This is a genomic window from Jeotgalibacillus salarius (assembly GCF_004405125.1).
GTDB classification, from domain to species: Bacteria; Bacillota; Bacilli; order Bacillales; family Jeotgalibacillaceae; genus Jeotgalibacillus; species Jeotgalibacillus salarius.
Genome location: NZ_SORX01000001.1, coordinates 307,602 through 327,082 on the forward strand (window position 1 = coordinate 307,602; position 19,481 = coordinate 327,082).

The 19,481-nt window shown below is 41.8% G+C and carries 15 protein-coding genes; 2 read left to right on the top strand and 13 right to left on the bottom strand.

Annotated features, from left to right (window positions below; genetic code table 11):
- Positions 1 to 18: 18 nt before the first annotated feature.
- From E2626_RS01370 to E2626_RS01380, 3 genes are all read right to left on the bottom strand, one after another.
- Positions 19 to 1,059, bottom strand: a complete 1,041-nt coding sequence (locus tag E2626_RS01370; protein WP_134378865.1) for an S-layer homology domain-containing protein — start codon at positions 1,057 to 1,059, stop codon at positions 19 to 21.
- Positions 1,060 to 1,341: 282 nt separating this feature from the next.
- Complete coding sequence (locus tag E2626_RS01375) at positions 1,342 to 1,926, bottom strand: histidine phosphatase family protein (protein ID WP_134378867.1); 585 nt, start codon at positions 1,924 to 1,926, stop codon at positions 1,342 to 1,344.
- A 204-nt stretch (positions 1,927 to 2,130) separates the two neighbouring features.
- Complete coding sequence (locus E2626_RS01380) at positions 2,131 to 2,916, bottom strand: tyrosine-protein phosphatase (RefSeq protein WP_134378869.1); 786 nt, start codon at positions 2,914 to 2,916, stop codon at positions 2,131 to 2,133.
- Positions 2,917 to 3,030: 114 nt separating this feature from the next.
- Here E2626_RS01380 and E2626_RS01385 point away from each other — a divergent pair, with 114 nt between their 5' ends.
- On the top strand, positions 3,031 to 3,957 hold the full coding sequence (locus E2626_RS01385; protein WP_134378871.1) for an LCP family glycopolymer transferase: 927 nt from the start codon (positions 3,031 to 3,033) through the stop codon (positions 3,955 to 3,957).
- Between the two features lie 148 nt (positions 3,958 to 4,105).
- On the opposite strand, the gene E2626_RS01390 is transcribed toward E2626_RS01385, so the two are convergent.
- The 3 genes from E2626_RS01390 to E2626_RS01400 all read right to left on the bottom strand — a co-directional run bounded on the left by E2626_RS01390 (position 4,106) and on the right by E2626_RS01400 (position 10,582).
- Complete coding sequence (locus E2626_RS01390) at positions 4,106 to 4,879, bottom strand: transposase (protein WP_134378873.1); 774 nt, start codon at positions 4,877 to 4,879, stop codon at positions 4,106 to 4,108.
- Positions 4,880 to 5,000: 121 nt separating this feature from the next.
- On the bottom strand, positions 5,001 to 9,752 hold the full coding sequence (locus tag E2626_RS01395) for a S8 family serine peptidase (protein ID WP_166786692.1): 4,752 nt from the start codon (positions 9,750 to 9,752) through the stop codon (positions 5,001 to 5,003).
- Positions 9,753 to 10,060: 308 nt separating this feature from the next.
- A complete protein-coding gene (locus tag E2626_RS01400) occupies positions 10,061 to 10,582 on the bottom strand; it encodes a nuclease-related domain-containing protein (RefSeq protein WP_134378877.1) in 522 nt (173 codons plus the stop codon).
- A gap of 501 nt (positions 10,583 to 11,083) precedes the next feature.
- On the opposite strand from E2626_RS01400, the gene E2626_RS01405 reads away from it, so the two are divergent.
- Positions 11,084 to 11,614, top strand: a complete 531-nt coding sequence (locus E2626_RS01405) for a YehS family protein (protein WP_134378879.1) — start codon at positions 11,084 to 11,086, stop codon at positions 11,612 to 11,614.
- 69 nt (positions 11,615 to 11,683) lie between these two features.
- Here E2626_RS01405 and E2626_RS01410 read toward each other — a convergent pair whose 3' ends face one another.
- The 7 genes from E2626_RS01410 to E2626_RS01440 form a co-directional block, all read right to left on the bottom strand.
- Positions 11,684 to 12,826 carry a Gfo/Idh/MocA family protein gene (locus E2626_RS01410; protein ID WP_134378881.1) on the bottom strand — a complete coding sequence of 381 codons (1,143 nt, stop codon included), beginning with the start codon at positions 12,824 to 12,826 and terminating at the stop codon, positions 11,684 to 11,686.
- A gap of 340 nt (positions 12,827 to 13,166) precedes the next feature.
- Positions 13,167 to 13,700: a signal peptidase I SipW gene (gene sipW / locus E2626_RS01415; protein ID WP_134378883.1), complete on the bottom strand. Its 534-nt coding sequence runs from the start codon at positions 13,698 to 13,700 to the stop codon at positions 13,167 to 13,169.
- A gap of 3 nt (positions 13,701 to 13,703) precedes the next feature.
- Complete coding sequence (locus E2626_RS01420) at positions 13,704 to 14,924, bottom strand: hypothetical protein (protein ID WP_166786693.1); 1,221 nt, start codon at positions 14,922 to 14,924, stop codon at positions 13,704 to 13,706.
- A gap of 55 nt (positions 14,925 to 14,979) precedes the next feature.
- Positions 14,980 to 15,543: a signal peptidase I SipW gene (gene sipW, locus E2626_RS01425; protein ID WP_134378887.1), complete on the bottom strand. Its 564-nt coding sequence runs from the start codon at positions 15,541 to 15,543 to the stop codon at positions 14,980 to 14,982.
- Between the two features lie 132 nt (positions 15,544 to 15,675).
- Complete coding sequence (locus E2626_RS01430; RefSeq protein WP_134378889.1) at positions 15,676 to 16,269, bottom strand: CalY family protein; 594 nt, start codon at positions 16,267 to 16,269, stop codon at positions 15,676 to 15,678.
- Positions 16,270 to 16,751: 482 nt separating this feature from the next.
- A complete protein-coding gene (locus E2626_RS01435) occupies positions 16,752 to 17,936 on the bottom strand; it encodes an aminotransferase-like domain-containing protein (protein ID WP_134378891.1) in 1,185 nt (394 codons plus the stop codon).
- Positions 17,937 to 18,023: 87 nt separating this feature from the next.
- The gene (locus E2626_RS01440) at positions 18,024 to 19,403 is read right to left on the bottom strand and encodes a YjiH family protein (RefSeq protein WP_134378893.1); all 1,380 of its coding nucleotides are present in this window, start codon (positions 19,401 to 19,403) and stop codon (positions 18,024 to 18,026) included.
- Positions 19,404 to 19,481 lie beyond the last annotated feature (78 nt).

Here is a 19,481-nt window from a genome sequence, read left to right on the forward strand (position 1 = left end):
TCCTCCGGCCCTCTTCGATCAATTAATTTCAATTAATTCAGCAACAACTCTCTGTATGTCTGAACCATACCAAGTTGATTTAACCAGCCCGATACCTTCTACATAATAATCAATATAACCATCCGCCTTGACTTCAATTGCATGATTAAAAGTTCCAGCAGGGGTTGTTATTGTGGCATTAACATCGGTAATTTCTAATGTAAGTGCATTTTGATCGATCCACTTGTGACCTTCTTTAATGGGATAACCTAATGCAAAACTAAAGACCAGTTGAGGCTCTCCAAAAACAATCCCGTTATTGGATTCAATAATTTTCGATTCCCTTGAAATCTCATTATTTACTCCAAAGCGTCTTTCCCAGGTATCTCCTTCTATATGCTTGATTTCAAGCGTTGAATCACCAGTTTGATACGTATAAATTTTAGACTGATCAGGCATAAAGCTATCCTGATTAAATGAAGGTTTAAATTCATCGTTTAAAAGTCGCGCCATAAATACTGCAAAGTGCTGACGCTGAATATTTTCTTGCGGTCTGAACGTGCTGTCTGAAAATCCGGTGGTAATATCGTTGGCCGCCAGACTGTTCACATAATCATTCGCCCAATGTAACATTGGCACATCAATAAATGATATCCGCTGATCATCTAATAGGTCGTATCCTTCACTCATAATTTTTGCCATCTGAGATCTCGTCAAAGGAGCGTAGCGGTCAAAATACTTTTCCCCAGCTTCATTTGTTTTACCTGAAATTATACCTAACTCAGCCGCTGCTGCAATTTCAGCATAGCCGTAGCTATCTTCAGTGATATCGATAAACCCAGGATCAGCTGCACTTTCATCAGAAACGCCCATTTCTCTAACCAGCACCTGAACAGCCTGAAGTCTGGTAAGGTCCGCGGCAGGTTTAAATTCTCCGTCACCATATCCTGTGAATATTTCCTGCTGTTCTAAAAAACTGATCTCATCGTTATACATTTCAACATCCGAAAATGCTTCCGCAGACCTGGTAAAAGTCATTGCGGCAATCCCTGCACTAATAAAAACAATAAATTTTTTCATAAAAACCCTCCAACAGTTCTAATTCCAGAAAATGAACATAATATAAATAGTGTAGACTATTAAAATAAACACCAAAATATTCATTTATTCTTTCATTTTCATTACGATTAATACAATTCATTTAAGAAACAATATTATACTAGCATATATAAATGAATTTAGATATGATAACACTCAGCTGCGGTAATACTTTGGTTGGTAAGCCAGCAGCTTTCCTTAATTCATAAAAGCCAGGCAGAGTTGCCTGGCTTTTTTATATCTATAAAATTTTGCATAGTCCAATCAATCCACTATCCAGTCCGTCTTCCACAAACGTTCACTTGCTTCAAGTTCAAAATTTTCATTGATAGAAAGCTTGTAGATATCAGGTTTTGTCGTCTGAAGGCTAAATTCAAACCCATACCTGTCATCAAACCAGCTCATCATGCAAGCAAATATATTGCCATGAATACCTATCGCAATCTTTTCACCTTTATGATCCTCAACAGCTTCCCTTAAAGCAGAAATCCCACGTTCAATCACTTCATTATTAGACTCTCCTTCTGGAAACTTAAAATCCCTATCCTCAAATACTTTTTTAATCGCAGTCAGAGGTTCATCAAAATGATGATCACGCGCTGCCAAATCACGTTCTCTAAAACGAGGATCCACGATCACGTCTTTACCCAACTCTTTTGCCAATCCTTCTAGCGTCTGCCTGGCCCGCACATAAGGACTCGAATAAATCACATCGATTCTCTCACCAAGCAGAACCTCAGTCACTTTCCCAACAGCCTTCCAGCCAGACTTAGACAAACCGCGCGTCTCCTCAAACTCCAGCGAAAAAACCGAATGCGCATGCCGAACCATATACACCTCAGTAACCATCAAACCACTCCCCTATGTATGGCGTTCATGTTATTGCCTTTATTTTACTACAATAGTTGGGTGGATACGACTATTTGTGTATGTGCATGTTGGGGACGGAGGTTAAAGTGCGATGAAGTGTGCACAGGGGGGACGGAGTTGTGTGCGTCAATTTTAGAATGATTATAAAAACGACTCACTCAACTCCGTCCCCAGCGTGCCACCCTAAACACGTTTCAAAACCGACCTGAATCGCGTCATCACATTTGATTCGTCAACAGGTCTTGGCGGTTTTAAAAATATTGGTGTGCCTTGAATCACACTAAGTGCATTTTGCTGAAAATATTTTGAAGTACCCGTTCGTGATTGGATTGTTTCGTAAGCTTCCTGCAGCTGAAAATTTCTTACTGTTGTATTATGTGCATCCGAAGCGATGAAATGAGTCAAGTTAGCGTCAACAATTGCTTTGCTGAAAGCTTGTATTTTTCGTCCAAAACTGCCCGTGATACTTGATGCTGTTAATTGAGTCATCACACCCTGGTTGACGAATTGATATAGTTTTTCAGGATTCCTTATTAATTCCATGTTTCTTTCAGGGTGAGCAATAATCGGTTGGTATCCTTCAGTAAGCATATGATAGAAGACTTTTTCAGTGAAAAGCGGGATATTGTCTGTTGGGAGTTCAATTAAAACATATGGGCCTGAGGGACAAACAAGCGGAAGATCAATATACTTTTTCAGATTTTGTACGAGTTCACCGTGCATTCTGATCTCTTGACCAGTGTATATTGTCATATCTCTTCCGGTCTCACTCATCAATAAATTTAATTGATTAACAGCCTCCACAATTTCAATTGCTTCCTGAGTGTATTTTCTTGTTTGATGATGGGGAGTTGCAATGATGTGATGAATTCCTTTTTCCAAAGCCTGCTCAATCATTAAAAGCGTCTTTTCGATATTACCCGGACCATCATCAATTCCCGGGAGTATGTGACTGTGGATATCGATCATTACTTTTCACTCCTTTTAAATTCAGATTTACAATTATACCTTTGTTCTTTATAATGAACATATCAAGTTTTTATTGAGAACGCAATAGATAAATGAATGAGAGAGGTGTGTTCAATGAAGTTGAAAAAGAAAAAACGTCATCTATGGTTAAAAATCACTTTATTCATACTCATTATAAGCTTAGTATCAACCAGTGTTTATGCATTCAGCTTTTATCAATCATTTGCAAGTGCCACCCAGGAAATGCACGTGACAATAGAACGGGAGAAATCCGAGAAAAGGTCCTCTTTCATTCGTTTTGAAGAACATGATCCTTTCTCTGTTCTTCTATTAGGTGTCGACGAACGCGAAGGAGACCGGGGCAGATCAGATACAATCATTGTCATGACCGTCAATCCACAAACTGAAAAGACTCATTTACTTAGCATTCCAAGAGATACCTATACTGAAGTGATCGGCTACGGCAGACACGACAAAATTAACCATGCCTATGCGTTTGGCGGTGTAGAAATGACCATTGCAACTGTCGAACATTTCTTAGACATTCCAATTGATTATTTCGTGAAAATTAACATGGAAGGGTTTGAAGATATCGTTAATGCAGTAGGAGGAATCACAATCAATAACCATTTGTCATTTGAATCAGAAGGCTACAATTTTAATGAGGGAGAAATTACGCTTGACGGAAATGAAGCATTAGCCTATTCACGTATGCGCTACGAAGATCCAAACGGTGATTTTGGCAGACAGGAAAGACAAAGAAAAGTCATTGAAGCTGTACTCAGAGAAGGAGCCGGCATCTCCTCACTTTGGAACTTTAATAACATTTTTAATGTAATCGGTTCAAATGTAAAAACCAACCTGACCGTCGAAAACATAATGGACATCCAAAACAAATACAGACCCGCCCTGAACCAAATCAACCAACGCTCAGTTGAAGGCGGATCAGACGTATATATAAATGACATCTATTACTATCAAATTCCGCCGGAACAAATTAAACAATTGCAGGGTGAATTACAGGATGAGCTTGGGTTGTGAGTATGCAAGGCAGGCGGCACAGGGGGGACGGAGTTGTGTGAGACACTTTTAGAATCATTACAAAATAGGCACACTGAACTTTAGTCATTCATTTTTAGAATAATTACTAAAACGACACAATCAACTCCGTCCCCTCTGTGCCGCCTATTCAAGCTCTGCGCACAACGCCTAAAGAAGTGCCTAAAATTCGTGCAAGTTGCCTTAAAGAGATCCCTTTTATAGTTTTGAGATGTCTGATTACTATCTTTCTTTCTGTTGGTGGAAGGTATTTGATGACATGAATTGGAGGATCAATAATGTGGTTTTGAATTTCTTTTATTGCTTCTTGATCAGTGAAGACAGGTTTTTTGGTGAGAAGATGACGAGGTTTGTCTGCAGGACTTTCATTAAAAGTAGTAAATCTATAAATGGCTTGCTCGGGGTTTGATGAAAAAGTTTGAAGGATTTTATGATGGTTTAATAAATGTGAGTGAGGTGTTGAATAACCGTAGTAATCCCTGCAGCTACTCCAATGCCATGCTGAAGGAGTCTGTACCATATGTGCCCTGACAGGATTATGATGAACATAACGTATCAATGTAAATAAATACTGCAAATTTTCTACCTCATGACTTTTAAAACGGTCATAATATAATGAACCAATTGCTTGATACTTAGCATTAAAATAAATCGCATAACTCCCATTCAGCTTTTGCATAATCCGTGAAATAGGAACCTCTTTTACTTTTATAATTAAATGAAAGTGATTATCCATAAGGCACCATCCATAAAGTTCAAATTCAGTCACTTGTTTTACTGAATGCAACTTCATTAAAAACTTATTACGATCATGATCATCATAAAATATCATTTGATAATTGCTTCCTTTTGAATGTACGTGATAGATACCGCTTTGGCTTATTTTTCTTGATTCTCTGGGCAATTTTGAGCCTCCTTTAAAATGAGCGGCACACTAGGGACGGAGTTAAGTGCGCCACTTTTAGAATGATTATAATAACGACACAGTAACCTCCGTCCCCGCTATGCCCCTGCCTAATTACCTACTACCTCAAAACACCCAAAACCCTACTCAACACAGCAGCCATCTGACCTCTTGTTAACTGATCTTTCGGTGCAAAGCTGCCGTTCTCTTTTCCAGTAATGATGCCGAGTGCTTCGGCCTGGTAGACTGCGTCGCGTGCGTAGTCTGAGATGTCTGCATGGTCTTTAAATTCGTTTGGCATGAAGATGGTTGGTGCCAGGTATGGATCGCGATGATTGATGGCGCGCATGATCATGGCTGCCATTTGTTCGCGTGTGATTTGTTCGCCTGGCTTAAAGCTGCCGTCTGCTTTACCTGTGATGATGCCTGCCTGGTATGCGGCTTCGATTGCTGCTCCTGCCCAGTGATCAGCATTTACATCGGTAAATACACCTTCAACTTTCTTTGAGGGAAGCTGCATTGTTCTTGCAAGTAAAACAGCAAATTCAGCGCGTGTCAGACCAACGTTCGGCCTGAATTCATCCGGTGTTTTACCCGTTGTGATGTTCAATGATGCAATTACATCAATATCAGGACGTGCCCAGTGATCGGCGATGTCTTTAAATGTGACGTCATTCTCCAGAACCTGATAGATACCTGGCTCAGTCATGATAAAGACCAGACCGTCTTCAAATTCTGATCCGCCGGCATAGTGCCATTTGTTGTTTTTCCACTGCTGGACTGACACTTTTTTCACGTCTTCCACACTGCTGTCATCGTAAACTACATTTGCCAGGAACATGTCATCAAATGTATCGACAACTTCCCCGTCTGCAACTGCGACGAAGCGGTATGCGTCTGACAGTGCTTTTGCGTTTCCGCTGAGCTCTGCAGATTCATCTGTCGCAATGTTAAATGCAACATGATCTGCAGATGCGTGTTCTTTTAAGAAATCAGCAGGTACAAGCACCTGGAATGGTCCTGATCGGAACTCCAGATCTTTTTTAGCTGCTGCAAGTGTTTTAACAGCCGCTCCGCTCATCATCAATGTTGCGTCAAGCGAGCCGTCAGCCTGCTGTGGAATGGCATTCAGCATAAAGAAATCATCTGAATCTTTGACGATTTGCTTCGCTTCTTCCTCATCAATTGTCATGACGCGCGAATCATCTTCGCCTTCTTTAAATAAAATGATGTCTTTCGTGTAGCCAACGTTTCCAACGATATCCACCGCGCTGATCTGGAAGTGGTTCAACCCTGGTTCAAGTTCCAGTTCAATGTCTTCAACCGTTGTTTCAAAAGCTTTCTTTTCTAAAAGTTTTGTAGGCTTTGAAGCGAACTTTTCGTCTCCATTTACATATAGACGAACGTCGTCATAGTTATCTTTAACATTTACAGAAATGACCGGGTTTTCAGCATCTTCGTCAACGATAAATGGTGTATCAAGTCCGGACACCTTCAATTCAGGCGCTGCACTGTCCACAATAATCGTGCGGTTAATACTGATTTCGTTGCCTTCTTTGTCAGTCGCTGAAACGATAATGTCGTGAACATCGTCCGTTTCAAACGTCACGCGTTCGAAAAACAGATAATTCTGTTCATCAATTTCAAAAGAGTCTACTTTCTTACCGTTTACCTTCACTTCTTTTACGCTTGAAGCATCGGTTACATAACCTGCTACAAACGTTTCACGAACTGGTGTTAATTCAAAAAATTGAGGCATATCAAGAAAAATCTCAGGCCCTTTAGCATCTGTTCCCTGCTGGACCGTCGTCTTTACGCTGTTTCCTGCAAAGTCCACCGCTTCAACCTGGATGCGCTGCTTCGCGTTAATCTTTTTGTTAAAAGTAAACGAACCCTCTTCAGGTGAGAGGTACATGTCCGTAACACTCTGTCCATCTACTAAAATATCAACATACTGAACTGCATGATCATCTTCTGCAGAGAATGTGATCATAGATGCAGCTGCATCAAGCTCTGCTTCAATCTCAGGTTTTTCAGTATCAATTTTGACCGGCAGTGAAAGTTCCTGCCACTCTGCGCCATCGAAATCAATTTTGGCCTGAAGCGTCAGGAAATATTGTCCGTCTGCAGCAGTGCGGCCTTTGATTTTGCCGTCCCATGCCCACATAGGTGACGTGGTCGCGCCTTCTTCTTCAAAACCGTCAATATAATTTTTGCGCAGTTCACGTTCAGTACGAATTGTCCGAAGCGTATCTCCATCTTCGTCTGTCACCGTGACTTTCAGTTCTTTTGCGTTTCTTAAAAGTGAGACGACTGGCATCACATCATCCTGCACACCATCTCCATTTGGCGAAAATGCGATCAGTTCAGGATCAACAATATAATCCTCAGAGAACGGATCAAGTCCTAAGTCCTGAGCATATTCACCATAATAATCAAACGCGCGAACACCTGTATAACCGTAGTAGCTCATTTCATCCCACTGCGGCAGGTCAAAAATCGGCGGCTGATTCCAGTCCCCTTTAAAACCGGCATAAGGAACTGTCAACACAGGATTGACATCTGTCGGATCAGTAAATGTCACGAATCCTTCTACGAAATATCCATTTTCAAAAATGTCTTCAGGAGCCACTTCCACTAATTCTTCCTCAACCTGCTGAAAAACGGTTACATCTGAAAGGTCGATTTCAACTTCAACTGTTTCAGTTGCCATCGGTGCAATTTCAAGTGCAAGTTCCTCTTCTCCATTTAACAAAAGACCTGCACCAGTAATTTCCTGCCCATAAATGAGATTTGGTGCAGTTAATCCTTCTGACAGCGCATCAGTCTGCGCGTTAACTGCTACATCATACACGACTTCTTCATCCGTTAAGTTTTCCACCGTTAATTCAAATATTGCTGTGTCACCATCGATTTCTTTCAATGCAACAGCTGCATCACCTTCTGTGTCCGTCACGATCGCCGGTGCTGATAGTGCTGCATGAAGCTGCATCAGTCCTGCTCCCTGACGGCGAGGCGAAATGGCAAGTCCATTCGGATCCATCACAGGCGCAGCTGTGTTCATCATCACAGTTTTTACCCAGTCAGATCTGAATTCTTTATCAACCGTTTCCTCGAGCTGCTGCATGATCAGCGCTGATCCACCCGCGATATGCGGCGCAGCCATTGAAGTACCGCCCATGACAGCATAGCCATCTTCATTGTCAGTAGATAAAATACTGCCGCCCGGTGCAGTGATTTCCGGCTTGAACTCAAGATCCGGTGTTAATCCCCATGATGTAAAATCACTCATCATGCCGGCTGTCGGATTTGCCTGTGTCAGCTCATCTCCGTTAAATGAAAGCTCAACTAAAGCCCCATCTGCAAGTGCTTCTGCAAGGCGATCTCCCTCAGCCTTCACCATAAATAATTGAGGAATTACAATCTCCGGATCAGTTGCCATGCTGACAAAACCATCCGTGTTATTGTAAATAATCACGCCGGCAGCACCAGCATATTGCGCATTCAGCACTTTTGAAACGAAATCAATTTCCCCACGCTGAATCAACGCGTACTTATCAGTCACATCAATCTCATAAAAGTCTTCTTCATATCCAAGACCTGCATAAACTAATTCAAAATCCGTCTGCACGTAATCTTCCGGATCTTCTTCATTCGCAACAGAATAAGGTGCCAATCCAGCCCCTTCTCCGTCAATTGTTACCTGAACTGCTTTTGAATCAACAAAGACATTGTCCAGCGAAGCAACTGTCAATGCACTTTCAGAAACAGCAGGTGAGCCTACAACCCCATAGTCAGGATTAGACGCATAAGGATAATAGTATCCATCTCCAAACATCGCCGAGTTCCCTGCCGAAATCGATACAAGAATTCCGGCATCAACCGCACGCTGAACCGCCTGCTGCTCAGGATCCTCTGCATCAACGTACCCTGCAGTAGCACCCAGACTCATATTGATCACATCCGCACCTAGGCGAATTGAATCATCAATTGCTTTAATAAATACATCACTGTACGTTGTTGAAATCAGCGGGTCGCTCCCGAAAACCTTCATCGCCAGCAGCTGTGCTTCAGGCGCAACACCCTTCACACCGCCATTATCAGTGTCTCCGTTCGCAGCAACCGTCCCCGCCACGTGCATCCCGTGAGACGCTTCCGCACCAAAATCTTTTACCTGATTATTTTTATCGAAATAGTTATAGCCATACGGCATTTTTTCATTTATGTATGATCCTTTCAGACCAAACTCATCAATTGCCGCTTCCACTCCTCTTTTATCAAGCTTCACATCAGTCTCATCACTGATGATCATGTCACGGTGATCAGGATCCATACCGGAGTCAATAATCGCAACAACCAGCCCTTCACCCTTATAACCATATTCATCCCACGCAAGCTCCTTCTCAATCAGCTCACCTGTATAAGACATATCCGGTGAAACCTCCGGACGCTCATACACATTTGCAATATGTACACGCTTCACACCGGCAATCTTCTCAATCTTTTCAATATCACCAGCCTGAACAGTCGTACTGAAACCATTCACAATCGTCGTAAACTCATTTTCAACCGAAGCCGCTGAAAACTCACCTACTTCACTCTTCGCAGCCTTCTGACTCTTGAGGACCTCCTCAATGATCCTGTCCTGCTCGGCAACACTCAACTCCTGAAAATCTGCTCCATCCTCCGAAGCAATCTCCAGAGCCGAATTCCCATCAAGCTCAACAATCACACGAACCTCCTCATCCTGATCTAAATCCAGTGCAATGTCACTACTCTCCCGCACCGGCTTCTCCTTTGGCAACGCCCCAAAAGCAGCACTACTAAAAGCAAGCATCAGTACAAGTACACTAACCAACAACTTCCTGCCCACAACCCCAACTCCATTCATATTCAAAATATTTCCTACAAACACTATTATAGAATTAAATATTCAGAAAATAAAAGGGGTATTTCGAACTATTATTTTCGGTTGGTAGTTGATGTGCATGTTGGGGACGGAGGTTATATGTTCATCAAATGTACAGGCGGGGACAGACTTAAAAATCAGCTATTTCGAAATTAAAACTTTGACCAGCTCACCTCTGTCCCCGTAGTGCACATTTCGTAGCACTTTAACCTCCGTCCCCAGCATGCACATAAAAAAACCCCAGACAACTAATTTATCTAAGGTTTAACGTTCTATTGGCTCATCCACCTCAACCCGCGCTCCAATATATTCAGGTGGTGAGGCTTAATTGGTTGGTTTTGCTGCACGTTTTTCTTGAGTATGACGCGTTCTATGTATTCGGATATTTCGCTTTCACTAAGCATCCATTGATTTCCTTCGATATTTTTATGATTCCCAGGAACGTTTATTTTAACTCTTTTCTTGAATCCAACGATTGAGTAGAAGTAGTCATGGAAATATGGAGGAATAACCATTTTTAATGAATCGATCTTTTTTTCATTTTCAATTAGCGGGTTTTTTATTCTCACGTCACCTTCCGACAGCCATATTGGCCGGTCCTGGCTACCATCAATCATTCCCTTTGCTTCATTATAATTAATAATAAAAATGCCACCGCTCGTAAAAACCATTTTGTCGATATCCAGTGGCTGGTTAAATGAGCTGTGATTTAAGCTGACATAACTTAAAATTTTGTTTTCCACTCTTAAATTTAAAGTGGTCTGATTCTCTAATCTTTCAGCAGCTTGAACCATATTTCGACACCCCTTGTTTATTACACTTAATTAACTGATAATTCAATTATAGCTTTCATCTTTATCATACAAAAGGCAATTGTAAAATTAAGTTATAAAGTCCTTTCTTTTAGGAGACTTCAGTGGAGGTCTAAAGTCATAAATTCTACTAACTCAATATCAAAGTGACAGTTGTTCGATCTGTCCCTATTTGGTTTACTCATCACAGTTAATTTTGTCGGAGCTTGGTGGATTTTTGATCAGGTTGAGGGGATAATGACAATGATACTCCTTAAAATTAATTTCGATTAGACCTTATTTCTTAAACGATTTTATCTAAATGAAGTGCTAAATATAACACGTATGAGAAATAATCAATGTAGAAGCTGATTCATTATTTCTATATGAAAAGTTAGTTATGACTGCAGTTTTTTTATACGACTAGTAGAAAACCCAATTTCCTGATACACTTTTTAAATTGAAGCATCTAAATAATAAATTGTTTGAACAAGGAGTACGATGATGACAAATAATGATATTTTAATACGTTTACGATATGCATTGGATATTAAAAATGTTGAAATGGTTGAAATTTTTAAGCTTGGAGGTGTGGATGTCTCCAAGGAAGATGTACTGAAAATCCTGACGAAAATTGATGAGGATGACTTTTATGATGAATATGATGAGCCGGAGGAAACTGAGGATTATATTAAATGTACGAACTCAATGCTTGAATCGTTTTTAAATGGCTTTATTATTTTTAAAAGAGGACCACAGGAACCGCGACCAGGCCAGTCCAATAAACCTGATCGATCAATTAAAAATCATGCCAGCGTCAACAATGTGCTGCTAAAAAAAGTTAAGATTGCCTTGTCCTTAACAAGTGAAGAAATGCTAGACCTGTTCGACAGAGCCGGAATCACTGTGACGAAAGGTGAACTGAGCGCGTTGTTAAGAAAAGAAGGACATAAAAACTATAAACCCTGTATGGATCGTTTTGCTCGGAATTTCCTGAAAGGCTTGACGCTGAAATATAGAGATGACTTGAATTAGTGTACACGGTGGGGACGGAGGTGAAAGTGTCATTGAATGACACTTTCACCTCCGTCCCCACCGTGCTGCTTAAACATCCATCCACCTCTCCTCACTATTACTACGCAATATAGCATCAACAATCTTCATGTTATAATGCCCATCCTCAAAAGTAGCAAAATAACTTTCCTGATCAAGGTGCTTAATTTTTTTATAAAAAGACAGCATTAAATTTTTCAGACAGTCCGGCCACCCTTCCTGATGTCCGCCTGGAAAGTGTGCGTAATCACTCGCTGTATTTGATAAAAGTGCCGGGTCTTTCATGAGTAACTGGTTTGCCTCATTCCGTTTGCCGATCCAGAGCCGGTTTGGTTCTTCCTGATCCCATTCGAGCGTGCCATCAGCCAGAGAAATGGTGAAATGCAGGTTATTCTTTTTACCTGCAGTCACTTGCGAAACGTTGAACATGCCTTTCGTGCCATCTTCAAATTGAACCAACACATTGCCGGCGTCTTCTGACTCAATCTTTACTGATTCGATTGGTTGTGTTGATTCATTTGTAAAAGTGGACCCTGCAGATTCCAACGGTTTTTTTCGTGTTGGATGAATGATAGCCAGATCCGCCATAACCCGGGTGATCCGCTGTCCTAATAAGTGCTGCACAGTGTCACACCAATGTGAACCTATATCAGCAATCGCTCTGGACTGGCCATTTAATTCAGGGTCCATGCGCCAACTGTAATCAGAATCATACAAGCACCAATCCTGTAAATAACCCCCAGAAATTAAATTCGGCTTACCCGATAACTGTTCTGTGATGCGCACTCGCGCTTCTTCCACCATCGGATAGTGCCGGTAATTAAAGCAAACGCCATGAACAAGATTTGAGGATTTTGCTATTTCAAGCAATTCAGCTGACTGCTCACTGTTTAAAGCAAGCGGTTTTTCTGACAGCACATGCTTTCCCGCCAACAGGATTTTTTTATTCAATTCGTAGTGCAGCGAATTTGGCGTACAATTATGTATCACATCAATTTCCGGATTGGCTAAAAGATCATCAACCGAAGAATACGCATAAGCAAGCCGGTATTCCGAAGCAATACTGGCCGCTTTCTCATAAGATCTCGAAACAATCGCTGCCGCCTCAACCCCCGGTATCCTCTTTAACGTTTCTAAATGAGCCATCGCAGAAAAACCTGTGCCAATCACAGCCGAACGCAACATTTTTTTCATTTAATCGGTCTCCTTTGCGGAATAAAGAATATTCAGATAATGGAATTATAGCATAATATGTACACTGTGGGGACGGAGGTTAAAGTGCCATTATTAGAATGATTATAAAAACTACTCAGTAAATATTGTCACTATTGTGCTGTTCTATAAACCTTAGTTACTCATTTACTAAATTACAAACAAAAAAGAGACGAAGCGCTAACTCCGTCACTACTTTTAGAAGTTATTAATATAAAAGTTAAGAACAAGTGGATATTTAGTGAGAAAAGTACAAGTGTCAGGGCAGTAATCATTGTAACGGGGGCTTAAAGCCTGTCCCTCTCATGCACATGTACATTCCTCACTCCCTCCCCAACTGAACTCCCCTAACTTGTCCGATACCAATCACCAGGAATATGACACCCGGAATGAGCAGCAGGATAAGCGCACCGATTTTTGAGTTGGCGAAGCCTAAGGGGTAGCCGATGTATGGGATGGTGAGTCCTGTGTATTTTCCGACGATGGCGTCTGAACTTACCGGGTCGATATCGGGACCGTCGTTGTTGTCACCTTGTGTCCTATAGATGACGGTTTGGTCGTTTGTAATTTTTTCGATGATGCGATGTGTGATGAGCATGTTGTCTCTGTGAAACGTGATGACATCCCCTGTTTCGTATTCTGTACCTTCTGCTGTTGTTTTTTTAATTTGAATGACTGAGCCTGTCATGAAAACAGGCTCCATTGAACCGGACAGGACATTTTTGAACTGATAGCCAAACAGGGACGGATCTGCACCGGTCATTCTCGAAATGACCACACTTAATGCAACGAGAACGATCATGACGACTGCCGCTTGCTTGAGTACCTGTTTAACATTCAGTCGAAGCCAATTCATTTTTTACTCCCCGTCCGTTTGTTCTTCGATTACTGCTTCTTCTGCTGCGGCCGATTCTGCTTCTTCTTCCTCTGGAGTATCAACTGGCTCCTCTATTACTTCTTCAACCGGCTCTTCTTTCACAGGCTCTTCCTCAACGGGTTCTTCTATCACTTCTTCAGCTTCTTTCACTACTTCTTCCTCTTCAACCGGCTGTTCAACTTTTTCTTCAGGTGCTGACTCTGATTTTTCTTTTACTTTTTCTTTCTTTTCTGCCGCTTTCTTTTGTTCTTCAGCTAATTTTTCCTCTTCAGCCCGCTTCTTTTCCTCTTCTTCTTTCTCTTTTGCTAAACGGGCCTTTTCTTCCTCTGCAAATTTTTCATCCGCAAGCTTGTACAATTTTGCCTGGCGGGTGGCGGTATTGTCTTTTTGAACGTTCAACTCATCGATCCGGTCTGCAAATGATTTTTTCAATTCCTGATAAGCCTTATGCTTTTCACTGTTTAAAAGGCTTTCCCCGCTAAATTGGACAGATGGCGACAATTCAGGAACTGCGTGGTCAGATAGATTTTTCATTTGTCGGTATTCCTTGATGAGTTGGCCGATACTGTTTTTCATATGGGTGTCCAGTAATGAAAGTTTATTGACTTCGTTTGTCACTCCATTTAATAATCCAGCATGATCAATTTCCAGGCAATTAGGATGATAGTACTTGTTAAATTGTATCTCATTTACCAAAACAGCCAGGTCTGTTAACCCCTGATCCACCCGGGCCCAGACGTCTTCTACATTCCCCAGCTGCTCCTGCGTTTGTGAAATTTTAGTCTGCAGATCGTTTATATCACCATCAAGACTTGCAGCAATGCTACTGATTTTTTCACTGTCTGCTCCGGAAGGAACCTCTTTTATTTTAATAGAGTGATTTGCCAGTTTAACAGAAAACACTTCGCGGTCTAAGGCTGATAACTCAGTTAAATCTGCTCTCAACTCCTCTAACATTTTCTCAATGGTAGCCGGAAATACCTCGCAGGCTTTCAATTGATCCCGGTAATCCTCCGCGTCTGTAAACGCACCATATGTACCCCCTGCTACCTGACCCATTCCCAAAAGTAACAAGGAAGAGACTGCCATGCCAGCCTGCAGCTTTCTGACTGAGGCCATTTGCTTCTGTTTCTTTAAACGCTCCCGCTGAATCCTGTCTGCCCGCTTTAACACATCAGTCATCCCCTTTTGAAAAATACTCATGAAAATTTATGTACACCGCTGCTTCATTACATTTAACAGCGGTGCGAAAATCATGCTATGAAACATTCGCTTCTTCACGTTTAGATTTCAGATCAACCTGAGCAATTGCGCGCCAGATGGTAAAGATTGAATACAATAGAAGGAAAGCGCCAATACCTATGAAGATGAAAGCACCATTTTTAGAGTTGACCGTATTTAAAAAATAGCCGATATAAGGTACAGTCACACCAGTATATTTAGCGACGACATTCTCCGCCATGACCGGATTCGCGTCCACTTCCTCATTGTTATCACCTTTCGTCTGGAACATCGTATGCTCTCCGTTTTGAATCACATCCGTAATCCGGTGAGTCGTCAGCCGCTGCTCATCCTCCATATAAGTGATCACATCACCTATTTCAAAAGACATCGCGTCATTCACCTTCTCTACTGCAATCACAGACCCCGTCTGAATCCCCGGCTCCATCGACCCTGACAAAACAGTTTTAAGCTGGTACCCCAGAAACTCCGGTTCACCGCCGGAAGCTCTGGCAGAAACCACGATGAATAGTATCAAAACAAATACCGTGAACAAAATGAGTGAAATGAGATGGCTGGTTAGTTTTAGTGCTACTTTCATGGTGATCAACCTTTCTTTTATATGATTAAAGTTTAATTTTCTTCACCTTGTATAAGGGTGGTTTATAGAACGTGGAGAAAATTAAGGAGGAGAAAGGAAGGCTTGGCCGACCTTTCTCTTCTTTGAATCAAACTATCTAGCTTCACCATCTGTTTGCATTGCGTCGAATGTCCACTCAAGTGATAGACTATCCTGCTGGAATTGATTCTGATCATTTCCATTATCTACAAACTCATATTGAACATATAATTTATCAGACGTTCCTGCAGCAAGTTTTCCTCCATTTTCAGAAAACCATCCACTCCAGAAATTCCCTTCAATCACATCAGGATCCATGCTCTGAAGGTCATATAATGTTGTTGACCAGATTGGTACATCAGCCTTGTCTGCATTTACAAGGAAGTTAACACGAATAAATTTCCCTAGGTCTCCTGTGTTATCACCGTGATAGTCATTCACAGTGTATTTTGTCTTAAGATCAATAGAACCGATGTCCAATGAACCGTTATTTATAAGATCAAATTCTCTAAACATCGTATCACCAGGTTTAATGTTATCAACATTGACAATCGTTGTCGGATCCAATGCAAGATCTAATTTACCCGCTGCAAACGTATTATTCGAAACTTCTGTGTCGCTGAAGTACGCATATGTACCTCCACCAATTAACGCTAATCCCATTGCCGCTGATGCTACCCCAAGACCCAATTTCTGTTTGATACCCATTCAAATCTCCTCCTCAAATTTGTTTTGTTCGTTCGTTTTCAAGTTAATTTTTGTTCTCGATAACGAATCAACAACCTCACTATAACCCAGGGAGAAAATCGTGAAAAGAGCCAAATTCGCCCATTTATTCTATATAAAGAACAAAAATGGTGGTATTCTCTCTATTTTCCTCTGTTTTACTTAATATTTTAAATTTTATCAATATTTAATACTTAATAAAGAACAAAACTAGTGATGGCGCACTATTTCAGGTTATATAAAAAATGGTTAATATGATTAGCATGTGAGATTTGAAGTTATTTGGAAGATTAGTTTGAGTAGAGAATACGTAGTTTTTGGGTTTAGGGGTTCACAAGCTACTCTATGTATTTTTGAGGAACGGAGTTGCGCAAGAAAAACCTGTTTAGTAAGGGTTAAGTCTGTCCCTCACATGCACATATTATGACACTTTTCACCTCCGTCCCCACAGTGCACATGACTTTCTACCCACCAATCACCCCTGCCAGCCGCTTCACACCTTCAACTATCTCCTCTTCACCAGCCGCACTAAACGATAACCGCAAATACTCCATCCCTTTCTCCTTTTCAAGAAAGAAATATTTACCCGGAATATAGGAAACGCCTGCTCTTGTGGCTTGATCTAACAGTTTTGAAGTGTCTGCTCCCTGGATCGTAAGCCAGACGAAGTAGCCGCCGTCAGGTTTGGTCCAGCTGACTGTTTTTGGCATGTACGTTGCAAGTGCGTCAGTCAGCACTTTGCATTTAGACTGATAAGCGCCTTGCAGTTTATTTAAATGGTTAGGCCAGTTGACTGTTTCAAGATAAGTGGCCATGACTGATTGTGAAAATGGATGATCCAGGTCTTTTTTAAAACGGAAGAGTGTCTGAATCCATACTTTATCTGCTGCTACCCAGCCGATGCGCATGCCTGGCGCAATCACCTTTGATAAAGAGCCAATGTAAAGAACTCTGCCTTCCTGATCCAGTGATTTCAATGTCGGGACTGGTTCGTTAAAATACAGTTCACCGTAGGCATCGTCTTCCATAATTAAGAAATCATAGACGGATGCAAGCTTAAGCAGATGTGTCCGGCGTTCGTTTGAAAGTGTGGTGCCAGTCGGATTTTGAAAGGTTGGAATCGTGTAAAGCACTTTAGGAAGCGGCTTATTTTCAAGCATTCGCTGCGCTAACATTTTTTCAAGTTCAACGGTATTCAGCCCATTTTCATCAACCGGGGTAGTCAAAATGCGATCTGTATAGTTTCGAAAAATCTCAAGCGCTTCCATGTAAGTTGGCGACTCTACAACCACACATGTCTCTTCATCCATTAATATACGGGCAATCAGATCAATCGCCTGACACGCTCCTGATGTGACGAGCAGTTCTTCCTGCTTGATATGTATGTGTCTTTGCTTCATTCGCGCAATCAGCCAGGTTTGGAGCTGATCAATTTTCGGACTGCCCACGTAATGAAGTGGCAGATCACGCTCTTCTCTTAAAAGTCGGGTTGAAGCCTGCTGAAGCTCATCAACCGGTACGAGAGATGCATCCGGAAAACCTGAGCTCAGGCGTACACAACCAGCCGGTACAGAGGGCATCCATGCACCGGGCGGATCGTGTTTTAATGAAGATTTGATATCCTGAGAAACATATTTTGTATAATCCATTTGTATTCACTCCCTTAATCGATTACTGTCAGTATAACAATGAATGATAAAGAAATCCGGTGAAGCACGCAGCTCCCCGGATCCTATTTAAAAGAATAAAAGATGTGCCATCAGTGCCGCAATTGGCAGGCTGATGATTGTACGCTGAAGGAATACAATGAATAGCTCTAAAATCGAAATCGGAATTTTTGATTTTACTAAAAGCACACCGATTTCAGACATGTAGATCAGCTGTGTTAAAGATAATACTCCGATCACAAATCGCGTCAGCTCAGATTCAATACTGCTTCCAATCACTGCCGGCAGGAACATATCTGCAAACCCGACGATCATAGCCGGGGCGGCAGCTTGTGCTTCAGGAATTCTCAGCAGCTCAAGAATAGGCACGAATGGATATGAGAGGTAGGTGAATACCGGTGTGAACTCGGCGATGATCAATGCAAAGGTACCGATCGCCATTACGAGTGGGATCAGTGCAAACCAGATGTCGAGTACGTTCACCACGCCTCTTTTCGCTACTCCGCGGAAACTTGTTACCTGATCCGCTTTTTCGACAGCCTTTTGTACGCCCCATTTAAAATCTGAAACGCCTTTTGGCACTTCCTCTTCAATCTGCTTACCAACCGGTCCGTAATACGTTTCTTTCTTTCGTGAAAGCGGAGGAATACGCGGACAAATCACTGCCGCAACGATCCCTGTGACGACTACAGTAAAATAAAACTGTACGAACATTCCATCAATATTTAAAAAACGTGCGATGACTAGGCTGAAAGCAATTGAAGCAATCGAAAAGTTCGTTGCCACGACTGCCGCTTCACGCTTTGTATAATAACCGGATTCATACTGCTGGGTTGTCAGCAGCACACCAACCGTGCCGCTCCCCATCCATGACGCCAGCGCATCAATCGATGAACGGCCCGGCAATGTAAACAATGGCACCATCACTTTTCGCACCATTGTTCCGATAAAGTCCATTAAACCGAATTCTAACAATAAAGGCATGAATAAACATGCAAATAGAAACCATACCATCAGTACCGGAATCAGGTCATACAGCATTACCTGACCTGTGATCGGCGACCAGATCAGCTCAGGTCCCACTTCGAAAAGTGTCGACAATGCAAACAGCGCCCCAATGACGCGCAGCACGATCCAAAACGGCGCTACATCAAACAGCATCGCCAGCACTGACTGTCGTTTCACCACGTTAAACGCAGGTGTTCTAACCAGCAAACTGCCTAACGCCGAAACCACCAGCACAACCGTCATAAAGCCGGGTATGTAATCAGAAATCGCACCCTGCAAACTATCAGCCAAAATCCCGAGTCCGATCGTTACCTTCCCATCAAAACTGACCGGAACGAGAAAAAGCAAAACCCCGATCAAAGATGGTAACCAGAACTTCATATAATGTTTTGCAGAATAACCACCATTTCTTTCAGTACCACTATTATGTATTCGCTCCATCTCCAAAACCTCCACAGCCGCTGCTAATAAGATAATTTATATATTATCATTATTTTGTATAAAAATACAACGTGTTTT